Source organism: Pseudomonas sp. ICMP 561, from assembly GCF_002699985.1.
Lineage (GTDB): Bacteria > Pseudomonadota > Gammaproteobacteria > Pseudomonadales > Pseudomonadaceae > Aquipseudomonas > Aquipseudomonas quasicaspiana.
Genome location: NZ_LKBT01000012.1, coordinates 441,940 through 463,768, shown reverse-complemented (window position 1 = coordinate 463,768; position 21,829 = coordinate 441,940). Strand labels below are relative to the sequence as shown.

General features: G+C 56.1%; 31 protein-coding genes and 1 pseudogene. 4 read left to right on the top strand and 28 right to left on the bottom strand.

The window, feature by feature from the left end; genetic code table 11:
• Window positions 1-50: 50 nt before the first annotated feature.
• The 14 genes from AO242_RS12480 to AO242_RS12415 form a co-directional block, all read right to left on the bottom strand.
• Window positions 51-644 carry a tail assembly protein gene (locus AO242_RS12480; RefSeq protein WP_099268911.1) on the bottom strand — a complete coding sequence of 198 codons (594 nt, stop codon included), beginning with the start codon at window positions 642-644 and terminating at the stop codon, window positions 51-53.
• A gap of 53 nt (window positions 645-697) precedes the next feature.
• Entirely contained in the window at window positions 698-1,120 is a 423-nt protein-coding gene (locus tag AO242_RS29695; RefSeq protein ID WP_099268910.1) for a hypothetical protein, read from the bottom strand.
• A gap of 54 nt (window positions 1,121-1,174) precedes the next feature.
• Window positions 1,175-2,284 (bottom strand): hypothetical protein, encoded by a 1,110-nt coding sequence (locus AO242_RS12470; protein WP_099268909.1) that lies wholly within the window; start codon window positions 2,282-2,284, stop codon window positions 1,175-1,177.
• Between the two features lie 131 nt (window positions 2,285-2,415).
• On the bottom strand, window positions 2,416-3,168 hold the full coding sequence (locus tag AO242_RS12465) for a C40 family peptidase (protein ID WP_099268908.1): 753 nt from the start codon (window positions 3,166-3,168) through the stop codon (window positions 2,416-2,418).
• Window positions 3,169-3,170: 2 nt separating this feature from the next.
• Complete coding sequence (locus tag AO242_RS12460; protein WP_099268907.1) at window positions 3,171-3,923, bottom strand: phage minor tail protein L; 753 nt, start codon at window positions 3,921-3,923, stop codon at window positions 3,171-3,173.
• Between the two features lie 11 nt (window positions 3,924-3,934).
• The gene (locus tag AO242_RS12455; RefSeq protein ID WP_099268906.1) at window positions 3,935-4,273 is read right to left on the bottom strand and encodes a phage tail protein; all 339 of its coding nucleotides are present in this window, start codon (window positions 4,271-4,273) and stop codon (window positions 3,935-3,937) included.
• Entirely contained in the window at window positions 4,273-7,236 is a 2,964-nt protein-coding gene (locus tag AO242_RS12450; RefSeq protein ID WP_099268905.1) for a phage tail tape measure protein, read from the bottom strand. The genes AO242_RS12455 and AO242_RS12450 overlap by 1 nt, the downstream gene beginning before the upstream one ends.
• Window positions 7,237-7,246: 10 nt before the next feature.
• Window positions 7,247-7,495: a DUF1799 domain-containing protein gene (locus AO242_RS12445; RefSeq protein WP_099268904.1), complete on the bottom strand. Its 249-nt coding sequence runs from the start codon at window positions 7,493-7,495 to the stop codon at window positions 7,247-7,249.
• A gap of 62 nt (window positions 7,496-7,557) precedes the next feature.
• Window positions 7,558-7,941, bottom strand: a complete 384-nt coding sequence (locus AO242_RS12440) for a phage tail assembly chaperone (RefSeq protein ID WP_099268903.1) — start codon at window positions 7,939-7,941, stop codon at window positions 7,558-7,560.
• Window positions 7,942-7,944: 3 nt separating this feature from the next.
• A complete protein-coding gene (locus AO242_RS12435; RefSeq protein WP_099268902.1) occupies window positions 7,945-8,598 on the bottom strand; it encodes a phage tail protein in 654 nt (217 codons plus the stop codon).
• A 69-nt stretch (window positions 8,599-8,667) separates the two neighbouring features.
• Complete coding sequence (locus AO242_RS12430) at window positions 8,668-8,901, bottom strand: hypothetical protein (protein WP_099268901.1); 234 nt, start codon at window positions 8,899-8,901, stop codon at window positions 8,668-8,670.
• Window positions 8,902-8,915: 14 nt separating this feature from the next.
• Window positions 8,916-9,326: a phage tail terminator-like protein gene (locus AO242_RS12425; RefSeq protein WP_099268900.1), complete on the bottom strand. Its 411-nt coding sequence runs from the start codon at window positions 9,324-9,326 to the stop codon at window positions 8,916-8,918.
• Window positions 9,323-9,976 carry a hypothetical protein gene (locus AO242_RS12420; protein WP_099268899.1) on the bottom strand — a complete coding sequence of 218 codons (654 nt, stop codon included), beginning with the start codon at window positions 9,974-9,976 and terminating at the stop codon, window positions 9,323-9,325. The genes AO242_RS12425 and AO242_RS12420 overlap by 4 nt, the downstream gene beginning before the upstream one ends.
• On the bottom strand, window positions 9,973-10,341 hold the full coding sequence (locus AO242_RS12415; protein ID WP_099268898.1) for a hypothetical protein: 369 nt from the start codon (window positions 10,339-10,341) through the stop codon (window positions 9,973-9,975). Before AO242_RS12415 ends, AO242_RS12420 begins: the two co-directional genes overlap by 4 nt.
• Window positions 10,342-10,361: 20 nt before the next feature.
• Between AO242_RS12415 and AO242_RS12410 the strand changes: the two genes are divergently transcribed.
• Window positions 10,362-10,673 carry a hypothetical protein gene (locus tag AO242_RS12410; protein ID WP_099268897.1) on the top strand — a complete coding sequence of 104 codons (312 nt, stop codon included), beginning with the start codon at window positions 10,362-10,364 and terminating at the stop codon, window positions 10,671-10,673.
• Here the strand turns inward: AO242_RS12410 and AO242_RS12405 are convergent.
• From AO242_RS12405 to AO242_RS12360, 11 genes and pseudogenes are all read right to left on the bottom strand, one after another.
• A complete protein-coding gene (locus AO242_RS12405; protein WP_099268896.1) occupies window positions 10,670-11,170 on the bottom strand; it encodes a DnaT-like ssDNA-binding protein in 501 nt (166 codons plus the stop codon). The two genes, AO242_RS12410 and AO242_RS12405, sit on opposite strands and share 4 nt — an antisense overlap.
• Window positions 11,171-11,173: 3 nt before the next feature.
• Window positions 11,174-11,599, bottom strand: a complete 426-nt coding sequence (locus AO242_RS12400) for a CTP synthase (RefSeq protein ID WP_257153423.1) — start codon at window positions 11,597-11,599, stop codon at window positions 11,174-11,176.
• 45 nt (window positions 11,600-11,644) lie between these two features.
• The gene (locus tag AO242_RS12395) at window positions 11,645-12,595 is read right to left on the bottom strand and encodes a major capsid protein (RefSeq protein WP_095093848.1); all 951 of its coding nucleotides are present in this window, start codon (window positions 12,593-12,595) and stop codon (window positions 11,645-11,647) included.
• Between the two features lie 12 nt (window positions 12,596-12,607).
• Window positions 12,608-13,336, bottom strand: a complete 729-nt coding sequence (locus AO242_RS12390; protein WP_099268894.1) for a hypothetical protein — start codon at window positions 13,334-13,336, stop codon at window positions 12,608-12,610.
• Window positions 13,337-13,419: 83 nt separating this feature from the next.
• Window positions 13,420-13,689 (bottom strand): hypothetical protein, encoded by a 270-nt coding sequence (locus tag AO242_RS29690; RefSeq protein WP_257153422.1) that lies wholly within the window; start codon window positions 13,687-13,689, stop codon window positions 13,420-13,422.
• 45 nt (window positions 13,690-13,734) lie between these two features.
• Window positions 13,735-13,980: pseudogene (locus AO242_RS30150) on the bottom strand (HNH endonuclease signature motif containing protein); the annotation flags it as partial.
• A 37-nt stretch (window positions 13,981-14,017) separates the two neighbouring features.
• Window positions 14,018-15,094, bottom strand: coding sequence for a minor capsid protein (locus tag AO242_RS12380; protein ID WP_099268892.1), 1,077 nt, complete (start codon window positions 15,092-15,094; stop codon window positions 14,018-14,020).
• Window positions 15,069-16,502: a DUF4055 domain-containing protein gene (locus AO242_RS12375; RefSeq protein ID WP_099268891.1), complete on the bottom strand. Its 1,434-nt coding sequence runs from the start codon at window positions 16,500-16,502 to the stop codon at window positions 15,069-15,071. Before AO242_RS12375 ends, AO242_RS12380 begins: the two co-directional genes overlap by 26 nt.
• The gene (locus AO242_RS12370; RefSeq protein WP_099268890.1) at window positions 16,499-17,800 is read right to left on the bottom strand and encodes a terminase large subunit domain-containing protein; all 1,302 of its coding nucleotides are present in this window, start codon (window positions 17,798-17,800) and stop codon (window positions 16,499-16,501) included. Before AO242_RS12370 ends, AO242_RS12375 begins: the two co-directional genes overlap by 4 nt.
• Window positions 17,787-18,248: a DUF2280 domain-containing protein gene (locus AO242_RS12365; protein ID WP_099268889.1), complete on the bottom strand. Its 462-nt coding sequence runs from the start codon at window positions 18,246-18,248 to the stop codon at window positions 17,787-17,789. Before AO242_RS12365 ends, AO242_RS12370 begins: the two co-directional genes overlap by 14 nt.
• Before the next feature lie 31 nt (window positions 18,249-18,279).
• Window positions 18,280-18,903, bottom strand: a complete 624-nt coding sequence (locus AO242_RS12360) for a putative metallopeptidase (protein WP_099268888.1) — start codon at window positions 18,901-18,903, stop codon at window positions 18,280-18,282.
• A 76-nt stretch (window positions 18,904-18,979) separates the two neighbouring features.
• Here AO242_RS12360 and AO242_RS12355 point away from each other — a divergent pair, with 76 nt between their 5' ends.
• The 3 genes from AO242_RS12355 (at window position 18,980) to AO242_RS12345 (ending at window position 20,393) form a co-directional block, all read left to right on the top strand.
• Window positions 18,980-19,426, top strand: a complete 447-nt coding sequence (locus tag AO242_RS12355; protein WP_099268887.1) for a hypothetical protein — start codon at window positions 18,980-18,982, stop codon at window positions 19,424-19,426.
• Between the two features lie 61 nt (window positions 19,427-19,487).
• A complete protein-coding gene (locus tag AO242_RS12350; protein WP_099268886.1) occupies window positions 19,488-19,835 on the top strand; it encodes a hypothetical protein in 348 nt (115 codons plus the stop codon).
• 213 nt (window positions 19,836-20,048) lie between these two features.
• Window positions 20,049-20,393: a hypothetical protein gene (locus AO242_RS12345; RefSeq protein WP_099268885.1), complete on the top strand. Its 345-nt coding sequence runs from the start codon at window positions 20,049-20,051 to the stop codon at window positions 20,391-20,393.
• A gap of 44 nt (window positions 20,394-20,437) precedes the next feature.
• Here AO242_RS12345 and AO242_RS12340 read toward each other — a convergent pair whose 3' ends face one another.
• From AO242_RS12340 to AO242_RS12330, 3 genes are all read right to left on the bottom strand, one after another.
• Window positions 20,438-20,776, bottom strand: coding sequence for a hypothetical protein (locus AO242_RS12340; RefSeq protein WP_099268884.1), 339 nt, complete (start codon window positions 20,774-20,776; stop codon window positions 20,438-20,440).
• Window positions 20,776-21,147 (bottom strand): chemotaxis protein, encoded by a 372-nt coding sequence (locus tag AO242_RS12335; RefSeq protein WP_099268883.1) that lies wholly within the window; start codon window positions 21,145-21,147, stop codon window positions 20,776-20,778. The genes AO242_RS12340 and AO242_RS12335 overlap by 1 nt, the downstream gene beginning before the upstream one ends.
• A gap of 152 nt (window positions 21,148-21,299) precedes the next feature.
• On the bottom strand, window positions 21,300-21,791 hold the full coding sequence (locus AO242_RS12330; protein ID WP_099268882.1) for a hypothetical protein: 492 nt from the start codon (window positions 21,789-21,791) through the stop codon (window positions 21,300-21,302).
• Window positions 21,792-21,829: the final 38 nt, after the last annotated feature.

The following is a 21,829-nucleotide window of genomic DNA, read 5'->3' as shown; positions in this document are numbered from 1 at the left end:
CAGGCAATAAAAAACCGCCTCAAGGGCGGCTACGGTGTTTCGATTTGGGCTTACATCTGATCTTCGGCGTAGATCGCGGCGCTGATGATTGCGCCGCCCCATCGACGCTCACCAATACACAGCGGGACAGGATTACCGGATGCGGTCGTGTTTTTCGCGCTGCCGAACGCGTAGCCGGGCGTGTTCTCTGGCGCGGCGCTGGTCTTCAGGCCTCCGGCTTGCGGGCTGAGCATCTGGATTACGCCGCCAGCGACCAGGCCGATACCTGCACCTATGAGCGGCGCGCCAAAAGGAGTAGCCGAGAAGATAACACCTGCGACGATCAAAATAGCCCCGACAATCGTCTGAAGAATGCCGCCGCGCTTGCTGCCCACCACCACAGGGGCAACGCGGATTTCGCCAGCGCCGTTGTACTTGAGCTCTTTCTCACCAATGTTGCGCTTATCGCGAAACACAGCGAATTCAAGTCCGCGTGATTTCGCGTTAGACAGAAAACGCTCGAATCCAGGGATTTGCACGCACAGAGCTTTGATCGCCTCGGCTGGAGAATTAACCGCAAGCCTGAAGGTTTTCCCGAATTGCCGGAGCTGCCCGTGCAGTCGAATCGTTGTCATCGGTTGGTAGTTTATAGCTGAGGCTTGCATGCTTTTCTCCAGGCGTAAAAAACCGCCCTGAGGCGGCTTAAGATGTTTGGATGTCAGTTGTAGTCGACGTATGGCCCAATATAGAAGCCAGCCATATCGCCGCTGATTCGGTAAAGACTCTCTTTGCCAGGCTGCACAGTCGCCGCGATGGTGCGAATTGCAGCGCCTGCACAAAGTCCAGATCCTGCCAGGCCCGCACCGAGATTTGGCGATCCAGGAGGAAGGTAGAAGGTAGCGCGCTGACCTGTGCCAATTTTTGCGGCTCTGCGCCCGTCGACATACACAACGATGTCGCAACCAGAGCCAACCGCACCAGAGTCCCGCACTACGGTTATCCTTCCGCTGTCACCGGACGGTTTAGTTTGGAAGGCATATAACTCGTCCGACGGGACTGGCTTAGCCTCTCTCACCGATATCGCCGAGGATGCGCACCCCGCCAACAGCGCCACAGCCAGCGCCCCAATCAAAATTCGCATATCAATCCCCTGCTTCAGAAAAAACTAACTTCCCCCGCCAAGTAAGCAAAAAAGTCACTCCAGGCTTCTCTCAACAATATTATGGCGTTGAATATGAGAGAGCCAGATTTTGGGATGGTAAGAATCTAAAGCAACGGACGCAGCCTTTTCACCGAAGAGTAAATCTGCAGCACCGATAGCCGTCCCCGCCGCCAAACCTACAAATGGGTCAGCTATCATAGTTCCGATGGCGGTGCCAAATCCGGTAGAAGCGCCGAACCTGAGCCAGTTCGTCCACGAGCGCTTAGAGGGAAGCAACTTTTCAGATTTATCGTAGGCAGAGCGAACATCGAGATCGGCAGTTAGGTTTGTCGAGAGCCAACGCCGCAAATCCTCAGATTCATCGCTCAATACAGCTTTCACGATAAGTTTAATTTCATCGTCAGTTCGATGAATAGGTTTACTGCTTAGCTTTTCAAAAGATGGCAAACCTTCTATTTTGTGGAGATCCTCGATTACCTTCTGTGCATTTAGATAAAATGCGTCTTCATTGAGGACATTTTTTTTGAGCGTAGGAAAACATAATTCAAGCAGCGTAGGAAGTTCTGAATCCATCTCCATGGCCGGAATATTCACAGCAATTAAATCGTTCATTCTAGCGACACCCAAAATAGCACCTGCACGGTGAAAGCGTGGTTGGGCAGCGGGATAAAAGTGCCTATATTTCTCATTCTTAGCAAAATAATCGAAAGATTCTTCAACCTGATCTTTTGCAGATAGCCAATTTGAGTAATCCGGATTTAAAGGATCGATAAATGCATTATCAATCGCTCCAAACAAAGCCCCTCTATCAAACCCACTTGGAAAAACTTGATCACATCTCACACTTTCAAGAAAAACACCACGATCAAAACTCTGAGGAGTATTTTTATTTGCGTACTTAATCGAATAGCTAGCACAAAATTTAATCCGCCCACTATTAATCAAGGCAACCAACTGGTTCGACCCGAAAGTGTCTTCTAGTACGCTTAGCGAGCTTGCGTCAAGTGGAATAACCACCTCATCATGTACAAGCAAACAATCAGCGATGTAGCCTAATGTATCAGAGACCCCTAAAGTTAGATCTGCAGCTATACCTAGCTTCTCGGGTAGTGAAAATTTTTTTGAGCCAGAATACGCGGTCATTGAGTATTTCCTTCCATGGGTTTGAGGCGACAGGGTTTCGATGGAATGCTATAGGTATTTTTGGATTATATACACCACCCAGTACTCAATCATATCTACTATGTCGCTGCCCGCTCGTTTGAAAGCGGTGCTCATGCATGTTTATGCCTGAGGATCAGGCGCGTTCTGTCAAGCCAAGGCCCGCCGAATACGATGATCTCGCTTGGACGCCCGTATAGGTGGTGCAGCAGGAAAGGCCCCGGCCCGAACGTTGCCGAATCTTCGCCTGACATTGCCGGATCGGTGCCGAGAAAAATCCCCGCATGGTTCGGGTGCTCTGTCCGGCCAACCTGCATGACGATCATGTCGCCACGCTGAGGAGTATCGACGCGGTAGAAACCGGCAGCCTCATAGTTGGCCTCATACAGGCTGACGCTGTCTTTGCTCTCCCACCAGCCATCAGCTCGCTTGAAGGCCTCGAACTCCAGCCCCCATTCGCGCTTGTACCAGTCAGCGCAGACCTGCCAGCAATCCCATGCACCGTGAACGAATGGTCGCTTAAGCAGCGGCGTGTTGCCGGTCGGCACAATCGTTCGCAGGTCGCCTTCCGGCCAGCTTAGGATGTGCCAGGGCAACTTTGTCGCTTCACACATCGCCAGGTCGCGTGGTGAAGGCCGGCTGGTTGCATCTGGATGCGAGTGCACGATGCCGATCACATCACCGACTTCTTCTGCCCGGGCGTAATCCTCAGGATCAATCCGGAACTCTTCAGTGGGATCAGTTGAAGTGTTCGCACAGGGGAAGTACTGCTGCTTTCGGCCAACCGACAACAACAGACCGCAGCATTCTTTCGGATACTCGACCGCAGCGTGCGCCCGCACCGCTTCAAGGATGTACTTAAACATGGTTAACTCCGCGCGATGAGTGATACGGCCGGGAAGCCGCCGAATGAAAGCTCGTTGTTCTCGCCGAAGCGTAACTTGCAGGACGACAGACACCCTTTGCACTCGTCCTTCGAGGGGTCGTCAGTGGGGTTGTCTTCGTCGTCAAACATGGCCTGGCCGGTGTATCCACAGTCGGGGCCTCGATACCCATTCGTCATTGCCCAGTGGCAAAACGTCGTCATCTGTCGCCCCGGAAGTCCATGACTGTCGATCTCGCCGGGAGACGAAAGCTCCCAGGTCACGGCCTCGCCGTCCTCGCTGGTTTTCTGGTCGATGTACCAGATTTCCAGCGCCTCCTGAGTCGGATCAGCAGTCGGGTTGCCGTCGGGGAAATTGGCGGCGTCCAGGTACTGCGCAAGCGTCTCGCGCACAGTCAACTTGAACTTGAGCAGGTCGTCGAAGGCCAGACACAGCGCCGTGACGCGACCATTGATGTTTCCCGCAGCGAATGTCGGCCGCGCCGCCGTACCATCACTACTGGAAGAAATCCCGTCGATCTGGACCGGCCATGCGGCGTATTCCTCGCCCTGCCACCATATGGACTTGGCTGGCAGATCCTCGTCCGATTTCTCATAGGCCAGCAGCTCTTCGGGCGTGTGCGGAATCGCGTGTCCATGAAACCGCAGGTAATCCGCGCCGTACTCAGTCCCATCTATTTCAAACAGGCGAATTTCGCCACCGGGCTCCAGCTTCTGGATGTCCGTGATCAGTGCCATGGGCGGTTTACTCAGGGGTGGAAGGTTTGTTCAAAGGTGGCGGTGATGGCGTAGACCTGGCCGCCTCGGTGCACAGGCTTATAGCCAGTGCATTTGTAGAGGCCCAGCGCGCCGAGAGGCGGCGTCCAGAGGAATCCCTTTGCACCCTTGTGGCGATCAAGGAATTTCCTGATCTCCAATATCCGAGCCTTCATGCCGGTGAAAACGACCGGCCAAGACTCGGACTGGTTGTTGATTCCATCCTCAACCGACTGCGCATACCCGTCGCCGAACTGCTTAGTCCGGACGCGCTGGGTGACATCGCCATCCGCGCCCTTCTCTGTAGCCCAAGTAAATCGTTCGATTGCCATCAGCGCCCCTTAATTGCATTGCTGATCACGCCGCCTTGGCGCATATCGACGTTTCGCAACTGCTGGTACTTCTGCTCAACAAACGTCGCTAACTCTTTGCCGAACAGCTCATAGCCAGGCGCGTCAGACGATGATGTTGCGTTCCCATCGCCGTCGATATGAACCTCAACGTTGATCTGGGTACCGCCAACCCCTCCGCCTACTGACATCACGCCCAACTTGCCACCCGCAGTACGTGTCAGCGGCATGATCGCCTCTGGCCCAGCCTCACCCATCAGGCCTGTCTGCCCGCCAGACATCCCGAAGGCTGTCGGCTTGCTGACCACGCTGTTGGTGAACGCACCGCCGTTGGCGAACATTTGCACGCCACTGCTCCATGCACCGCCTTTAGCCTGCTGAACACCGGACCAGCCGCTGAGTGCGGCATCGCTGTAGCCTGCTGAGGTTGAGCCTGCGGATGCAGGGGAGCTGCTGCCTGTGAGATAGCTGGTACCGGCACCGACAAGCGAGCTCAGCAGTGCAGAGCTGGCCTGCCGCGTAGCAATCCGGGCCATGTCGGCCAAGATAGATTTGGTGAGGTCAGAAAACGATGACTTACCGGTAATGGCGAAGTTAACGATCGCGTCTTCCATACCTGTGAAGGCACTGCTGAACAGGCTTCTTGTCTGCCCGGCCACATCTCGCGCCGACTCCAGATAGTTACCGAACGCAGATGTTGCACCGTTTCGCCAATCGCCCTGAGCCGCCGACATCTGCTCATAGTTGCTGAGCGTGGTCTCGGCAAGATCCTTCTCGCTGCGGTTGATCGCGTCCAGCTTGGCCTGGTATTCCTCGGCGCTCATGTTGCGCGACTTGTCGGCCTTGTCACGGGCCAGGTCCAGCCGTTGCTGGTTGGCTCGGTCCTCGATGCCGTTTAGCGAACCGGTCAAAGATGCTTGACGATCACCCTGCCCGACGCCATTCGCGGCCCGTTGCCCTGCACGTTGCAAGGCGGCGTTTTGCTGGTTGAGTGCGTCGGTGTAGCTGCTGATTGCGAGCTTTTGCTTCTCGATCCGGGCGGTTTCGGCATTGGCGAGTACTTCAAGCTGGGTTTCAGCATCCTGCTGAGCCTTGACCATACTGGTGCGCGCATCAGCGATCTTCTGGTCGATCTGGATGCGTTGAGCAGCGGATGTAGTGGACTTCGCCCGGACGGCCTCAAGAGCTGTAATCTCAGCCTCGTATGCCGCCGCAACCTCTACCCGCTCCTGCTCAACCAGAGCGACGCGCTGTTTGCTGTACGACTCAGCCGACACCAGCCCAGCCTTTTGGGCTGAGTCCAGTTCCTTCTGAATGTTTTGGTAATAGCTGGAAACTGCCTTGAGCTGATTCTGCGCATCATTGAAGCCGGTCAGGTCTACAGCCTTGCTACCGCCCTTCTTGGTTTCCTTGAATTTGTCGCGGGTCTGCTTTTCCAGCGCCGCTTCCTGCTCGTTTGTTATCTGGAAGCCAGCCTTGCGCGCCTGGGCAATTTCTCGCTGGTTGTCCTGGAGCGCCTTTGTCAGCTTCGTGGACTTGGAAGCAGTCGAGTCGAGATTCTTCTGTAGCGATTCATAGGCCTTCGTCCCCTCACGGATGTTCAGTGCATCGAACATCTGCTGTCGGGCCTTGGCCTGGTCGTCGACTTCCTTCTGCAGCAGCGCAGTTACATCGCTCTGAGCACCTGATTCGCCACGCCCAAGCATGCCGAGGTCAGGGTTATCTCCCAAGATGAGCGGATTGCTTTGAGCGTTCCGAAGCGTGGCCAGACGGTCAGCCAGCTTGTCGAACTTCTCGTCGAACGTGTCTTCTCGACCTATGTCGAGGATTGCGTCCCAGGCACCTTTTGCGCCGCTCTTTACAGCAGCCCACGCGGACTCGACCGCGCCCAAGTTGTTGGTGATGGTCCCGGCTCGCTCAACCAAGGCATCAGCATAGGCACCCTCCGCAACCTGCTGAGCGCCCAAGGTATCGCCCTGCTCCTGCAGCGCGCGGATCTGAGTGAATACCGCCGCGGTGAGAAAATTGTACTTGTCATTCAACGCAACGACGGCTTTGACCGGATCGTCTGCCAGCTTGGCGAACTCTGCGACCGTTTCCGATGCCGCCTTTCCAGTAGCCTTTTCGAAAGCCAATGCAGCAATAGCGATTTCTTCGAAGTTACTGCTGACAATCTTTCCGGTACCGGCCAACTGCGCGAGAACTGCGGCAGCAGCACCTGTGGTACCCACCGTAGCACTGACCTGCTTCGCCATACCTGCCAGCGATGAGGTAGTCGTGCCGGCCGAATTGCCAGTCGTGACCAGCGCATCGCGGAATTTATCCTGCTCTTCGCTGCCCTGGTAGTAAGCCAGCGCCAACACGCCCATCGCGGCCGCAGCGACAGTGAACGGGTTGACCAAGCCGAGGACGTAGCCTCCCAAGGCTTTTGCAGCCGGTACAGCGCCGCCGAACATGTCCTTTAGCTGTCCGCCCTGCTGCAGGAACACAGTCAGCGGAGCCTGGCCACCTTGCAGCGATACCGCGATATCAGTGAACTGCGCCGGGACGCCGCGTAGAGCAGCGGCGGTTTGCTTGGCGGTGTTGCCGGTGCGGGTTAGGCCGTCATCAAAACGGCCGAGGTTCGCGCGGGTCTGATCGATCTTTGCCTGGTATTCGCTGAACGTTGCAGCATCCAGCCCGACGCCTTTGTGCTTGGCGAGCTTTGTCTCCAGCTCATCCAGGCGGCCCAGCGCTTTTACCGTTGGGTCGATCTCGCCCAGGAGGTCGTTGAGTTCGTCCCGCTGCTTGTGAATGGCGGCAGATGCTTTGTCTGCCCCCTTCGCCACTCCTTCAGCAGCCTTCTCTGCCCTGCCGCCTGCCACCGTGAGCTTTTCGAGGTCAGAGCTCGCCTGCGCGGCATCGGTCGAATCAACCCTGATGCCGAGTTCAGCAATGGTTGTCATGCGCGCTCCGTTACTTCGATTCGCTCATAACGAGCATGGCTTCAGCCTCCATGACACGAATGTCCTGGAATGCTTTAGTGGTGTCGGTTTTCTTCATGCCCAGCAGTTGTGCTACTGCGGGGATTGCGGTGTAGTCCAGACCGATAGGCCCGCCCATACCAACGCGCCATTGCGTGGACATTGCTTCGAAGAGGAGGAAGGAAGGCCAAATGTCCGGCCATACCTCGAATTCAACCTCGGGGATGTCAGCCTTGGTCATGCCGAAAGCTGCGAGGTCTGCGTCGGACGGCCCAGGCTCATAAAGTGCCCGGGCCGCCTGCGTCAGTTTCCCAGTCGGGCCGGGTTGTATGAGCCCTGATAGGCTTCCAGCACTGCCTGAGGCGCGCCGACGCAAGTGGTGACCAGAGCAGTAACGGACTCATCGTCGAACTTGTCGTCGAAAGCCCAACCAGTGACGATTTCCTTGATTTGAGAAACCTGCAATGCGATCTCGGAGGCCGTTGCCTCCTGCCACGACATGCCCTCCTCCTTGACCTTAGCGGCATGAGCGTCCCGAGCCTGATTCCACTTGTCGAACAGAGCCGACAACTCTAGGCGATTCAGATAAGCGAAAGTGAACTCGACCTCCACAGGTTCGCCACCCACGCGAGGGATACCGACCTTCGCCGTGAAGGTCGGGGTCTGAGCGATCTTGATCTTCGCCATGGATTACGCCGCCGCCTGATAACGAGTCGGGCGCGAGGCTAGCGACAGAGTGATGGTACGGGTCATGATGTTGTTGCGGGACAGCGAAGGCGTCGAAGTGATCGACACATACGCGTTGTAGTAGATCTCGGAGCCATTCGGCAGCTTCAGCCGGACCACGCGAGATTCCTTGTCCTCGTCTGCTGCTTCGCAGATCGGCACATACGGCAGCAGCGGGTCATCCGCGACGGTGATGGTCATGCTGATCGGCGACTTGGTGGTTGGCAGCTGACGGTCGTCATCATCTTCAAGGAAGCCGAAGGTGGTGAACTGCTGGTCGCCGCCGCTGGTGGCCACTTCGGTAATCTGAGCAATCTGTGCCCAGGCACTGACGGTGCGAACCGAGCCAACACCGGCACCTGCCGTGTAGACATTGGTCTTGGTGGTGTCGATGCCTTCCAGAGCGAACGAGTCAGCCAGCGCAGCGTCAACGCGCGCCACACGATCATTCAGACGAGTCCAGCCGGAGGTCACGACGATGATGTCGCCATCTTCCAGGTCATGGCCAGCCGCCTGAACCACAGCGGGCGCTGCGTTGCTGATGGCAGTGGCCAGCACTGCTGCGCTGAATACCGAAGCGATTTCCATGATCGCGCCGTTGGGGAGCTTGAACGCCATTGGTGTTTCCTCTTTTCAGAAATGAAAAAACCCACTCAATGGCGGGTCTTGGTTTGCCCAATGGGCGGGTTAATCACTGAATGTGCTTGGGGCGCTCCGCTCATTGACGGCGACCTTGTCTGCCGACACAAGGAACTGCGAGTCGATGTAAGGCTCGCCATTGATGACAATCAATGGTTTCGGTTCTGGCTTGTCAGCGGCAGGCTGCCCCAAGACGACGCGAATAGCGCCCTCCACTTCCAGTCGTCCCTCTTTATGCATCTTCCAGCCGGAAACGCCCGGCACATAGTTGGCACTTTGCATTGGTGTCTCCTAATTCAATTGGTGTCAGATCGATACTGGAACGAGGCAGAGACGGTCAGAGTCGTGTCGCCAGTGATTGGCGGGCCAGGCTCGACCGGCGTCAGCACCATTACCTCGAAGTCGTCACGCTTGAGCCTGAGGAAAGCCGGGAACAGATCGGCCAGCTCATCGACCAGGCCCTCTGCGTCGCCGCTTCCGTTACCGACTGGCGTTACCACGTTGATCTGGAATACGCCGGTGTAAACCCGGTGATCGCCTGACAGCGTGTTAGTGCCGGTCCCAGCCGGGAGCATGAAGGCGCTCAGGTAGGTCTCATCGGATGCGGGGGTGAAGTTCACGCCCTGGTATGCAACTCGAAGTTCGCGCTCGGCAGCCCACGCAGCAAGGCGCGTTTCCAACAGAGACCTGATTATCTTATGGCTCATACCTGGTTGTTCCTGATGGCTTCGGCCACGATCTGTTGAAAGCGGGCAACCGTCACGCGGACCATGCCTGATGGGGCCTGACTGCTATGGCCGTACTCCAGCGGAATGGCATAAGGCAGATTGTTCACGATGTAGGCTGTTTGGCCCGCAGTGAGCGAAGCGACCTGCCCCCTCAGTAGGGCCAGAGACATGCTTCCACTCGGGTCGACGATATCGAGCGTCCCGTCTGCAGGAGCCTCGATAGAAAATTGCCAGTTGCCGCGAAAGCGACCGCCGACATAATCCTTTCCGGCGACCAGTCCATTGACGTTGTAGTTCTGGTCTCGCTCGGTCTTCGTCAAGGGCTTGGCATATTTAACACCCTTGCGCAGGTTTCCTGACTTAGTGAAATTAGAGTCGGTCAGGTTGATGACGGTGTTACGGACGGACACCTTAAAGTCGTAGTCGTCGGCTGCACGGGTATTCTTGGCTCGGAAAGCCACGTTACTAGCCCAAAGCTCTTGGTTTCCGACTGGAGACATTCGAATCAGAGAGCCGCCCAGCTCGATGATGATCTCTCGGAAACTAACGTCCATCGCCTGGCGTGCGCCTTCGGCGAATTGGGCGATCTGCTCAGCGAAACTGCCATTGAGGCCTGCGTACCTACTCATGCCCGCACCTGCAATTCATAGAGCAAAGGCGTCCCCGCCGGGTTGATCTCTTTCAACGGCGGAATTATTGACCAGGTGCGACCCTGAACGATGACCTTGCTCAGCAGTGTCGGCGGCTGAGTCAGTCCCTTTGCTGCGAGCTTCAGCTTCTTGTCACCGACCTTGATCAGGGTATTGGTCTGGAACTCATCGCCAGTGAAGTCGAGCATGATGCCTTGGGCGGTACGCTCGGTGACGGTATCCGGTGCAGTGGCGCCCTTGCTCGGGTCATAGCCACCCTTCGTAACGTCGCGGATGGTGACGGGCTGGCCGAACTCAGTGATAAGGTCGAGAGCCATCGTGGCCATTTCTTCGTAGAAAGCCATTCAAGCACCTTGGAGTAATCATGACAAACGAGGAGAGGCGTGTCGCGCTGCAAGAAGCAGGCGTAGCGCTATACGATGCGACACTTACCGACCAGCCCGAGAAGTTAATGCTCAAGCTACGCGCTAGAGACACCATAGAACTGGTCCTGTCTGGCACGGTCGCGGAAGGCATCGCAGGCCAACTTAAAAATGAAATTGTGCCGCTCTGCCAACCATTCAGCGAGGCTAACTTCATCTTGATCGCAGCACTTGCCGGTATGGTTGCTGGGGGCGACAAAGATTTATCAGAAGCTTACAAAATAAGGTTGCTGGCTGCAGATTGGGGAAGTTAAGCGCGAACGGTAAAAAGCCCGCGTCTTTGCAGGTAATCCGCAAACTGCGTAGCGCTCGGCCGATCCGGAGCAGCGGGCAACAATCGCTTACTAGTGCTGTTGATCACGGCGTATTCCCGCTCCACCGCGCCATCGACCTTGTCCTTCGTCACCGCGCCTTTGCGCTGATCAATCGGATCGATATCGTCTTTGTGGATCTCCGCGGCCAGAGCCATCTGGCCGTACTGAATTCTTGCCGGTAGGTAGCGATCCGGCTTGTTCTCGCCATCAAGGCGAACCTCCCGACGAGGCCAGGACAAAGCCTGTTCGCCGGATGATTTGCGTCCCTTCCATGTCATCCCGTCCATTGCCAAGGCGGCACGGCGCAGTAACGCTTCCTGCGCAACCAAGTCGGCTGGAATCACTGCACCGAACTTCATGGCATAGAGAACCAGGTCCTCAGCGGTTGCGTAGCTTTCGGCGTCCGGCTTACCGGTACCGTCCTCGACAATGAGCATGGGTTATTCCTTGTTGTTCAGGCGGTCAGCTTCTGCCTTTGTGGCGTCTTCATCACCAGCGAAATCGCCGAAGCGCAGGCCGTCACGCGTGATGATGATCCACTGGTTATCCGCTTCCAGCTTGGGGATGTAGATCGGCTCGTCCTCGGTCCCATCGTTCTGGGTGCCATTGGACTGCTGCTTGGCTGGGCCTTTGCCCGACTTCGCAGGGGTTTTGTCGGCGGACTTTGTTTTGCCCTTAACCGGAGTTTTGCGGGTTTCGACTTCTACGTCGATTTCGAGCGCCTTGTAGGCATCCACGATCTCGGGGTAGTCGCCAACCACGGTGACTTTGGTCACGCCGCGCTCCACGTTCCGGAAAAGATCTGGGTTGCGATAGCGCTTGTTCGGATCAAAGTCACCGCGCTGGTTACTGTAAACGAGTTCCATGATGTTCTCCCTGGCGGCCATCGCTGGCCGCGCCGTTCGGATGATTTAAGCGGCCGGAGTGAGTTCGATCATCACGCCAGCAGTGACCTTGTCGCTGGTGGAGTGCTTGGCCCAGTTGGCCGAAGAGCCCACAGCGGCGAGCGATGGGTTCGCGCCGCCGGCGGTTTCCTTCCAGCTGTAGCCCAGCACGTCGATGTTCACGACGCCTTCAGCGCGATAGCCGATGCCGAGGTTTTCTTGGTCATTGACTTCGTACGAACGGAAGCCCGGTGCTTGCGACTCGGTGATGGTCACTGCGTTAGGCAGCAGACCGAAGATGACATCGACCGGCGCGGTGTCGGTGACCAACACCGGCTTACCCAGCGTGCCAGGCAGACCGCCGTAGATCACGACACCGGCTTCTTCGTAGATTTTGTTGGTGATCGCTTCATCAACGATGTCGAAGTAAGCGGACGAATGCATGACCCACAACGCGATACGGCCGAATTTGTCGCCGAACTTGCGCATGCCACGGGTCAGCGTCTTCTTGCCGTCGGTTTCGATGCTGGCCTCGACCACCATGCCCGGGTTGGATCCGATAGATGCGCGCAAGGCCGCAGTTGCGTACTGCACGAAGCCTTCCAGCGTTGCATCAGCCACGTCCTGACCGATGATCTGGGAGAACTCTTCTACCGGACGACCGCGACGCTTGAAAGCTTCCTCGGTGGTTTCGTACGGGCCGTATTTCCACGGCGCTTTGACACCAACCGCTTCACCGGCGCTGATCTTCTTGGCGACGACCTTCGCTTCGGAGTTGACGTCGCGGTGATCCAGCGAGCCCGCCAGCTTGTAAAAGGCACGCTTGCGGAAGTCGCCTTCGATCAGCTCGTTGTCGAGGATGATCGCGCCGTTGGACGATTCGTTGAAGATGTCCAGGTTGTCCTGAACACGTTCGAGGTACGCGGTCTGGGCTTCATCGTTGTAGATGATCAGATCGCTGTTAACAGTTGTAGCCATGGGTGAATCCCCTTACTTGGGCAATTGCAGGAATGCGGTTTGGCCGTGCTTGCGCTGGTAGTCGCGCTTTTGCGTGGCTGACATTTCGGAGCGCTTCAATGCAGCCTGGCCGCTACCCCCGCCCGGGGCATTCGTTCCTGAGGCCCTTGGCCAGAGGTGAGGTGCGCTTTCGCGCAGGGATTCCGCCCATTCGAGCGGGGTCAGAGGGGTCTTGCCGTCCTTGCCAAGGATGGTCTGGCCGGACTCATCGACAGCGACCGCTTCGCCCTCTTCGTTCAGTGAGAACACGCCTTTGGCGCGCAGGATGATGTCGTCTGTTGCTTCGGGGAGAGCACCGGCCTTGAGAGCCGCACCGCGAACCGAGTCACCGAGGACTTTGCCTTGGAACTTGGCGGCAAACGCCTCTGCCTTCGATGCACGCTCGCTCACAGCCTTCAGCTGCTTGTCGTAATCGCCGCGCAGGCGCTCAGTGCGCTTATTGAAGACCTCATCCACCTTGCCCTCTGTCAGCAGCTTGGTTTCTTCGTCCTGCCCGGCACGACTGAGCAGACCTTTGACGGCATCAATGTCGATGCCCTCAAACTGGGTTTCGAACTGAGTCAACTTGGTGGACGTGTCCTTCAACTTGCCCAGCAACTCGGAGTTTTTGGTTTTCAGACCTGAGACGGATGCTTCGACGGCAGTCGCGATAGCGGCCTTGATTGCCGGGTTTTCCAGGTCGATTTCGTTTTCTTCTGCCACGGTGATGCACCCCTTGGGTATGAGTTGCCTACTTTGCAGGCATAAAAAAACCCGCCGAAGCGGGTCAGTTTTAATAACTATGGCTACTTACAAGCAGGATTTCGCTGAACTAGCTCAATGGCTCTATCTAAGGCCATTTCCACCCCAGCCATCTTTGTACTGATCGAATAGTTAGATCCATGTGTGGAGATGCGACCGCCTGAGTCAAGATATTGCTCGCTCAGGGCTGCTTGTACCGCCTCAGCTTTTTCAGGCTCCTGCTCACAAAATTCCAACAATCGATTAGTCATTCTTTTGAATGTTTCCGCGAAAGCCGTATTGAACCTACCAGCGTGGCGGTTGATAAATTCCACGAAGTATTTCGGGTCGCTGCAATCTGGAGATGTCAGGTGACATTCCGCGCACAACAAGAAGCTGTTGATAGGCAAATGCGTTCCGCCTAAGGAGTGAGGGATAATATGGGCGACTTCCTGATACCCCGTAACTCCGCAACACCAACAGACTCGCAAGTCCTCGTAATCATCCTCTATAGCCTCACGGGTGTAGCTGCAAAACCCATAGTCGCTGATCCAAGCTAGGTTCTCCTGCCACGCCTTACGCACAGCACTCCTAGTGACAGCACGGCGCTTTCCCGTCAGTCCCATATGAAAGATCCTTAAGTAGCGGCTCACAAGGCTCGAATCATCTCAAACCCGCTCTCTCAAAAGCCAGCGGCTCAAGCCCTTTCATCTGAACCAAGGTCAGCGGCTTGAAATTCCTATCGAGTTGAAGCTCAGTGAATCGCTCAACGCTCAGCCCACCATTACGGAACAGCTTTGCCCGCACAGGGCCAATCGCTGCATCCTGAAACGACGCCGGTTGCTGCTGAAGCCAGTGGTAATAGTCGAGATCAGCACTCACCTGTCCGATCTGGGATGCTCTGGTTGCGCCCTGAGCGAACAGCTCGCTGAATTTTGTGATCATCACAAAGGTGGTACGGCAATTCGGGTGAAATGGTGGCCGAGGCCCTGAATTTACCGGAAACCGGCGCTTGTCCAAGCTGCGGCACACCTGGCTGGTCTTGCTATCCAATGTGGCAACCAGCTCGATCTCAGGAACCACGTCGCTGTTCGCATTGGCCGTTTCCATCCGCGCCTGGCTGGCTACGTGCTGGATTGCAGTGCGAACAACCGTCGATGCATTGCGGTCCGTCGTAGCCAGGATGCCGTCGGCGTACTTGAGCGCTGCAGAACCGCGAATCTTCTGAATGATCTGGAAGTTTGTCTGCCCCTCGAAGAAACCTTGGCGAATCGCGCCTGTGATGCGGTTACGCTCGGCAGTCGTCCAGTCCTTGATGAATGGCTTGAGCAGCTTCCCACCGTCTGTACCACGAACACTGAGCGGGTTGCTCAGCACCGCTGTGCGGATCGCGGTAGCTGTCGGCACGGCAGCCTCAAAGCTAACACCGACCGGCGCGGCCTTCGTCAGACTCGTCGCCTCGAACTGGGCCTCATAAGTAGCCAGGTCGATCAGGTCCAGCGTGAGCTGATCGGTGAAACGGGTGAAGATGCCCAGCAGCAGGCTGTCTACTTCGTCGAGAAGCTGCTCCAGACGCTTGCGGGTGTAGCTGGTCATATCCGACTGGGTCAGGCGATCACGCAACGACCGGTCAATTTCCTTGAGGAACGGTGCGAACTTCTGCACCTCCCCCGCCTTCAGTCGCTCCAGAAAGACCGCATGCCGAATCGTTGCATCAAGCAGCGCTTGGTTGGTGGCCATCGTTCAAGTCCTCATCATCGAGGCCGAGGCCATCGGTCTGTTCGCTGATCTCGTTATCGATCTGCTGATCAGTACGTTCCGGTGCGATCAGACCAAGTTTGCGCAGGTAGCCGCGCAAATCAGCCTTAGCGAACCCACCGCTTTGCCACAATTGGACCAGCGCGGCGATCATCTGTGGATCCGCTGACAGCTCCACGAACTCCTGATTCACCAGGTATGCAGTCTTGCCAGTTGCTCCGATGAACTCGCCACACCACATCAACGCCCGGGTGTAGGCCTCGTTGATGTTAGATACACAGATAGCAAGCACGGACGTCGACGCTGACTGATCACCGCGGGACTCTGTTGCCGTCTTCGCAGCCAATGAAGCAACGACCATGCGTGCGCCCAGTTCAATCATCATCTGGTTCTTATCGGCCATGGCCTCTTTAACGAGCGTATTAGGCTGCGGCTGAGCAAAGGCGAATGTTTCACCAGCAGGAACAGGGATTGGAGCGCGAGAGCCAACATAGACGCCCTCTTTCCGGGCCATCTCCAGCCACTGCTCATCGACACCGCTTATCCACGGTTGCGCCTGTCCACACCAGAAGACGCTGTCTTCATAGTCCGCGCTGTTTCGGTAGTGGCCAAGGTTGATCATGGCGATATCGTAGAGTGGCGACTCGTCAATACTCGGATCGTTGTTCTGAGCGCCGATGAAGGTGAACGGAATCTCTTTGAGTCGCCCCTTCTTACCGGCCGGCCGGTACTCTTCAACAACCTCAAGAGGGCCGCCGCCGCGCACGCCTTTGCGACGCCACACACGGCAGACATAGAGACCTCCGTCTTCGCTGCCACCGTCCCCAAGCGCAAGCTCACGGAACTGCTCAGTGCACTTCAACCCAAAACCATCAGGCTCTTCATGCATCTCTCGCAGTACAACCATAGTCAAGACGTTATGCCCGTCGACCATGCCGGTGCGCCAATTGATGATGTCCTCAGCTGAATACGTGAGGATGACCGCATGTCCGCCAATACCGCTGTCTTCGTGGAAGTCCACGAACAGGCCATGCCGCCCCGCCTCTAGCACCTTTTCCAGAGAGCCTTGCGACTGCTGGTAGATGCTCACGCCTGCCCCGTTAGCGTTGTCCTGCAAGTATTCGAGATTCCTGGGTACGGTCAGCGTCGGATCTTTGTGGAAAGCCAGGCCGATCAAACCGTTTCGGGTGTGGCCAGTAGCGTTCTTGAACACAGCACGTTCGCGGTAAGACTTGTTGCGCTCGATGTTCTCTTCCGTTTTATCGTGCCGGTTAATGTACGGCAGCCGGTCGACCACTCGGTGCTGGCCCGCGCAGACGTCACGAACGGTCAGCCAGCGGTCCAGCGCCTCGATGTACTCGGGCCGCTTGAAGGAAACGTCGTTGCTCATCGGGCGTATCCCAGTTTTAGAGAGGTGACCGGTTTGATAATCGGGTACTCGCGATGGATGAAATAACCACCACCGTCGTTGGCGTGGTCATTGCCTTGTGATTTGTCGGGCTCGCCATTGGCCGCCCAAACCTGTTGTTCCAGGCCGTCGGCGTATGTCGGACACGTGAACGGGTTGACCAGGTAACGACGCTCGCCCTGCGCATTGCAGAACATGGCGTTCACCGCGTTGATGCGGTCCTTCACAGGCGGGTTGGCCGCTGGAGCAATGACCGTGAACCCCGCCTGTTTGAGCATGGCGATGTCCGTAAGGCTGGCATTCACTGACTTACGCGAGTCGCCCGATGCATCCGGGTAAATCCTGATCTCGCACGTCTTCCTGAAGCTGTTGCCGTCGTGCTCCCAGTAGCGCTCTTTGATGCGCCGGATCATGTCTGGCGTGTCGTAGCCATCCATGAGCTCATCAACAGCCCTAGGCATACCTTTATCGCGCTTAACGTGGGTGATTGCAGCCATCTTGCCGACGTTGAAGTCCATGCCGATGAAAAGCGGCTCGCCGGGCTGAACGGTATCAAAGCACTGATTCAACTTGCGGTCGTATGAGTGGTAGATCGAGCCGGATGTCAGGTTGACGAACTGGCCGTTCAGATAAGCCCTGATCAGTTGCTCGGGGTACGACTCCATCAGCGATGGAATGTAGTCATCCGGCAGATTCAGTTCATTGTCGAACGTGCTGGCCTGAACCAGACCATACATCTCATTCAGCGATGGCTTGTCGCGAAGCTGCTTTACGAATTGCAAAAAGACGAACTTGAAGCCCTCAGGTGTCGTCGTTACATCTACGCCATTCTTCAACCCGGGCACGTTATAACGCATCCGGGCGATGATCTTGCGCCAAGCCTGCTGGGCTTTGATTGCCGTAAGTACGTCCAGCTCATCGACCAGGGCGTGCCCGATCTTGAAACCGACAATCGTCTGCGGCTTCTCCATCGACCGGCAAATTACGGTGCCCCGATACTGTCGGCCGCTGTAGATGTGAACTTCGTGGTTCGCTTGGTTGATCTTGGTCTTCAAACCCCAGTCGTAGGCCACTTCATCCATCGTCGGATAGAAAATGTCCCGGATCTGCGGGTACGTCGGCGCAAAATAGCCTGCGTTGACGCCAGGCCACTCCATGAAGTGCCTGCATAGCGCTGAACACCCTACCCACGTTTTGCCTGAACCAAACCCCGCAACAAACGCCCGGAACTTGTGCTCCATGCGCAGGAATGTCGCCTGCGGAACGTTAAGGCTCGGCATTCGGCTTCCTCGCATCCACAACGTCAACCTGAATGCGGCTTGGAATTACCGGTTCATCACCGGAGTCTTCCTTCCGGTGCCGGTTGACGTACATGTCACCAGCTTCTTTCGCTGCCTGCTCCAAGATCTGCATAGCGAGCACGATGTTCTTCATCGTCTCGGCCTTCTCTACAAACCGGTTCATGGCTCGGAGCCGATAGGCACGATTGGCGATCGGTATCTCAGCCGTCTCTTCGCGGAATCGCTTGCGGGTGTCGTGAAACAGGGTTGCCCATTTCACTGCGAGGCCCTTTGCTGCGCTCTTTGTTGGATCGTGCGTCTCTACCTGCTGACGACTCACAACCAGGCCGAATTCGTTCTTGACCGCCTCCACGACTTGAGAAGGGGTGTCAAAGCATGCCAACGCCTGAACGATGAAGCTCTTCACCTCATTTTTCAGGGCTGCCATAAATTTTCATCCGTCTAGGGCCTGTCAAGATTCAGGCCGATCTGAGCAGACAGGTTCCGCAGGCCCTCGATATGTTCAATTTGCCTACCTCGGCAGGTTTGTTTGCTGCATCCACCAACTCTTGAACTTCAGGGCTCGCACCGTAGCGGCGAACCACTCCAACGAACTCTTCGACGTCATGACCGCGCATCTCAAGCTTGGGCAGACCTTCCTGCGTGAACTTGGGCGCACCGTACTGATCTTTGGCCTGGGCGATGTGATACAGCTCGTGCTCAACCAATGCGCAGAAGTCTTCATCTGAGCATTGAGCGCAGTAGTCAGCGGCAAGCGTGATGATGTAGGTCGGTATGTCGCCGAACCAGTCGCGCATCTGTTGTTCCATCCGGGCTTTCTGCCAGCCCCCAGCTCGGAACATGACTTGCTCAGCCTGACCAAGGACAGTGCGCCCCTGCTTGCCATAACTGGACGATGCCCACATCACCTGGATGTCAGCGTCGATGAGATGGGCATGGTCTTCGTTGTGGATGCTGCCGGTGTCGGCAAGTATCTCGGCTTGTAGCCACTCCCAAACCTCAGGCGCGGGTGTTAGGCGAATGCCGAAGTCGGACAGGTCCGAAAGCTCAAGCAATGATGCTGGAGGCATTGGTCTATCCATAGCCTCACCTTTATCTTGAAATAGTGGCTGGTTGCCGGTATTGGTGTCGGCTTTTACCAGTAAGGACGCTCACCCTATGTCACTCATAAAAACCAGCTCGCTGGCTGTTTGCATTCTCGGCTTGTCATTGCTCAGCGGATGCGCTGTAGGACCGCAACCTACGTGGACCAATTTAGGCCCCGGTGCAATTGCTGCCCAAATCGGCTACCGGAGTTGTTATAGCGACGCCAACATAATCGACGGTGAGCGCAAGGTTGGTACTTTGTGCGCCACCCCGACATCCGGATTCATGGGTGATGGCGAGCCTGCAGTGATCGGCCAGATGGGTTATACACAGAAATACACAATTCCGTTCAGCAAGACATTGGCCGGTTTCGAATTACCCTTCGACGACAAGAAGGGAGTATTGAAATGCGACCCTATGAAAAATGAACCAACAAAGGCTTTGCCGGAAACCTTCTGCACACTCACAGTAAATGGTCAGCACTTGGTTAGCGCCAAAATCATCTTCGAACGAAAGTGATACTCAGTGTGCCGCACTAACCCTGCGGCACACCCCACTTAACAAAGGCTGGAGATCGGAAGTGAGTGATCAGTATCTTCCCCACCACCTCTGGGTGGGAGCAATCCACTATGTCGCTGCAAAGATCGTTCTATCCGCTCCAGAGTTCAGCGAAGCAGATAGAGACAAGGCTTCAATCGTTGTTGAATATACCGGCAGCAAGCTGTCTTCGGCTGGCTTTGCGCCTAACGCAGGGTCTTGGCTTTCGCCGCAAAGTCTGGAAGTAGAGAATGTGGGCGGTCCGGTCTACAGGATCCCAATGGCTGATGGCGATCAAGTAATCCATCTCCCCAGTGAATCGTATCGCAAAGCGATCCAGATTGCTTACAGCTGCCCCCTGATATCTGACCCATCGAAAACTATTACGTAGCCCGCATAGTCGTTGCAGCCCCGCTATAGACGCCCGGCAGGACCGCCAGCGTCCTAACCCGTCCACCAGTACACGTATCCCGCTTCTTGACCATCTCAATGTCATATGAGCCCCTCGGCTGTGGAAATGAGTCGAGCAACGCAAGCTAGAGCATCTAAAATGCGGCGCACTCAAGAGTGCAGACCTACATCAATCAGATAAAGGAGTATCGGCATGGAGCCAACCCTCACGAAGCTTCAAACAATTGCAGCAATCGCCTCAGTACCCCTACTCATTTTCATCATCGTCAATGTCTTTGATCAGATTCGCGCTCCAGGGGTGAGATTTGGGCCGATTAAGTCGACCCTCTACGTCTCGTTAATAGCCGCGGGCACTACGGCAAGCGGAGTCTTCGTGTATGACCTCGCCAATCTCCAGAGCACGGTTACACCCCTGCTCGTCTATTCGATGGTTGTCTCGGTGCTGAGCACGTACCTATACGCCGGCAGAACACTTACCGTCGCAGTCGCTACGTTTCTTGAGGCACGCAGAAAGGCAGGAAAGCGAAAGCAGAGTTAGGTAGCACTCGCGCCACGAATGGCAGTTTCTGAAATCGAGGCGCGCTACGGGCTAACCCGCTCCACCGCCTTATTGACCTTGTCGGCCGCTTGGCTCGCTGTATCTGCGGCCTGTACCGCGCTGGCAGATGCTGCCTCTACTTTCCCAGCAGCCTCAGTAGTCTTATCAGCCAGCTTGCCCAGGCGGAGGTCGCGCTGGGCGGTTGCCTCGTCGTAGCCGCGGCGCACTTCTGCTACTTGTTTGGTGTACCAGTCGCCGAGGGCCCATTGAGAAACCTGAAAGCCCATCGAGAATGACCCAGCAGCGAGCAGGATCGCAATGACCCAGATCTCGATACGACGCCACCAGCGGCGAGCGATGAATTCCATTGAGCATCTGTCCATCAGTTGATTCCTCCCAACTTGGTTCGCAACCGCGCGATCTCTTCGCTCTGCGTCGTTACCTTGTCAGTGAGCTGGGCGACCTGGCTGGTGAGGGCTTCAATCTTCCCTTCCATTCGGCCGACCGCTGCGGCGAGCTCGTTACGCTCTTTGGCGAATTGGTCAGCGCGGGCCTCAGCCTCTTTACGGGCCACACGTTCGGAGTCGAGCAACTCATTCAGTCGTCGGACGGTGCCGATATCGGCGTTGTCCATTGCCCGATCTGCTGCATCGCGCGAGAGAAACTTACGCAGCCACAGGAAGCCAGCAAGCAATACGGTGCCAGTACCGCCCAGCCAGGTGACTGTGCCTGGGCCAAGGTCGGTAGGGTCCATCTTTACCTCTGAAAAAAGGACCGCTGGAAACGGTCAAAGGGGCGCAGTGCTGAATGAGGCCCTCGCTGAACGTGACGATCAGAGTGCCAAATGATGGGTAAGGTCTGTCGGACTCAGAAAAAAGCCCCGCACTTGGCGGGGCTTCACGAATGTTAATTTGTAAAAATCTCCGGATCGAACCAGCGGTAGCCCAGTTCAGTAAGTGCACTCCAGAGCGGATCAAATTGGCCAGAATCTCCTTCGGACAAACCAACCTGAACAGGCTTCTCCAAGCCATTTACAAAAAAAACATAAGCGTTAGGTCCCTCTTTTGCCGAGATACTAAAGAAAAGCTCTTCGCTAGACTGTGTTGGGGTTTCGGGATTAAGAGTCAGCTTTAGCGTGAAAGGCAATGTGGCTTCATCGGTTCCGCTAAGCAATTGGGCTCTTTGTCCGACAAAGGCATCCCCGATGCCTATACCTAGCTGCACATAGGAGTGCACCGAACCATCGGGGTTCTGCCAGCCAGGCTCAGACAATCCTAGAAACAGCCTGTAACTTTGAGGAAGCTTAGCAACCATTGTGGCAAGGTTGTCCCAATAGCGATCTTTCTCCAAGTTGAAACTCGAAAGTCGCTCCAGCAACAGCTCATACGTTGTAGACATGCCCACCTCCCTTTGTGAAAGAAGACGATGTCATAAAG

What these genes read in the sequence shown, in the direction of transcription:
- AO242_RS12480 (WP_099268911.1), bottom strand. Translation starts at nt 644, where the DNA reads ATGCAAGCCTCAGCTATAAACTACCAACCGATGACAACGATTCGACTG.
- AO242_RS29695 (WP_099268910.1), bottom strand. Translation starts at nt 1,120, where the DNA reads ATGCGAATTTTGATTGGGGCGCTGGCTGTGGCGCTGTTGGCGGGGTGC.
- AO242_RS12470 (WP_099268909.1), bottom strand. Translation starts at nt 2,284, where the DNA reads ATGACCGCGTATTCTGGCTCAAAAAAATTTTCACTACCCGAGAAGCTA.
- AO242_RS12465 (WP_099268908.1), bottom strand. Translation starts at nt 3,168, where the DNA reads ATGTTTAAGTACATCCTTGAAGCGGTGCGGGCGCACGCTGCGGTCGAG.
- AO242_RS12460 (WP_099268907.1), bottom strand. Translation starts at nt 3,923, where the DNA reads ATGGCACTGATCACGGACATCCAGAAGCTGGAGCCCGGTGGCGAAATT.
- AO242_RS12455 (WP_099268906.1), bottom strand. Translation starts at nt 4,273, where the DNA reads ATGGCAATCGAACGATTTACTTGGGCTACAGAGAAGGGCGCGGATGGC.
- AO242_RS12450 (WP_099268905.1), bottom strand. Translation starts at nt 7,236, where the DNA reads ATGACAACCATTGCTGAACTCGGCATCAGGGTTGATTCGACCGATGCC.
- AO242_RS12445 (WP_099268904.1), bottom strand. Translation starts at nt 7,495, where the DNA reads ATGACCAAGGCTGACATCCCCGAGGTTGAATTCGAGGTATGGCCGGAC.
- AO242_RS12440 (WP_099268903.1), bottom strand. Translation starts at nt 7,941, where the DNA reads ATGGCGAAGATCAAGATCGCTCAGACCCCGACCTTCACGGCGAAGGTC.
- AO242_RS12435 (WP_099268902.1), bottom strand. Translation starts at nt 8,598, where the DNA reads ATGGCGTTCAAGCTCCCCAACGGCGCGATCATGGAAATCGCTTCGGTA.
- AO242_RS12430 (WP_099268901.1), bottom strand. Translation starts at nt 8,901, where the DNA reads ATGCAAAGTGCCAACTATGTGCCGGGCGTTTCCGGCTGGAAGATGCAT.
- AO242_RS12425 (WP_099268900.1), bottom strand. Translation starts at nt 9,326, where the DNA reads ATGAGCCATAAGATAATCAGGTCTCTGTTGGAAACGCGCCTTGCTGCG.
- AO242_RS12420 (WP_099268899.1), bottom strand. Translation starts at nt 9,976, where the DNA reads ATGAGTAGGTACGCAGGCCTCAATGGCAGTTTCGCTGAGCAGATCGCC.
- AO242_RS12415 (WP_099268898.1), bottom strand. Translation starts at nt 10,341, where the DNA reads ATGGCTTTCTACGAAGAAATGGCCACGATGGCTCTCGACCTTATCACT.
- AO242_RS12410 (WP_099268897.1), top strand. Translation starts at nt 10,362, where the DNA reads ATGACAAACGAGGAGAGGCGTGTCGCGCTGCAAGAAGCAGGCGTAGCG.
- AO242_RS12405 (WP_099268896.1), bottom strand. Translation starts at nt 11,170, where the DNA reads ATGCTCATTGTCGAGGACGGTACCGGTAAGCCGGACGCCGAAAGCTAC.
- AO242_RS12400 (WP_257153423.1), bottom strand. Translation starts at nt 11,599, where the DNA reads ATGGAACTCGTTTACAGTAACCAGCGCGGTGACTTTGATCCGAACAAG.
- AO242_RS12395 (WP_095093848.1), bottom strand. Translation starts at nt 12,595, where the DNA reads ATGGCTACAACTGTTAACAGCGATCTGATCATCTACAACGATGAAGCC.
- AO242_RS12380 (WP_099268892.1), bottom strand. Translation starts at nt 15,094, where the DNA reads ATGGCCACCAACCAAGCGCTGCTTGATGCAACGATTCGGCATGCGGTC.
- AO242_RS12375 (WP_099268891.1), bottom strand. Translation starts at nt 16,502, where the DNA reads ATGAGCAACGACGTTTCCTTCAAGCGGCCCGAGTACATCGAGGCGCTG.
- AO242_RS12370 (WP_099268890.1), bottom strand. Translation starts at nt 17,800, where the DNA reads ATGCCGAGCCTTAACGTTCCGCAGGCGACATTCCTGCGCATGGAGCAC.
- AO242_RS12365 (WP_099268889.1), bottom strand. Translation starts at nt 18,248, where the DNA reads ATGGCAGCCCTGAAAAATGAGGTGAAGAGCTTCATCGTTCAGGCGTTG.
- AO242_RS12360 (WP_099268888.1), bottom strand. Translation starts at nt 18,903, where the DNA reads ATGGATAGACCAATGCCTCCAGCATCATTGCTTGAGCTTTCGGACCTG.
- AO242_RS12355 (WP_099268887.1), top strand. Translation starts at nt 18,980, where the DNA reads ATGTCACTCATAAAAACCAGCTCGCTGGCTGTTTGCATTCTCGGCTTG.
- AO242_RS12345 (WP_099268885.1), top strand. Translation starts at nt 20,049, where the DNA reads ATGGAGCCAACCCTCACGAAGCTTCAAACAATTGCAGCAATCGCCTCA.
- AO242_RS12340 (WP_099268884.1), bottom strand. Translation starts at nt 20,776, where the DNA reads ATGGACAGATGCTCAATGGAATTCATCGCTCGCCGCTGGTGGCGTCGT.
- AO242_RS12335 (WP_099268883.1), bottom strand. Translation starts at nt 21,147, where the DNA reads ATGGACCCTACCGACCTTGGCCCAGGCACAGTCACCTGGCTGGGCGGT.
- AO242_RS12330 (WP_099268882.1), bottom strand. Translation starts at nt 21,791, where the DNA reads ATGTCTACAACGTATGAGCTGTTGCTGGAGCGACTTTCGAGTTTCAAC.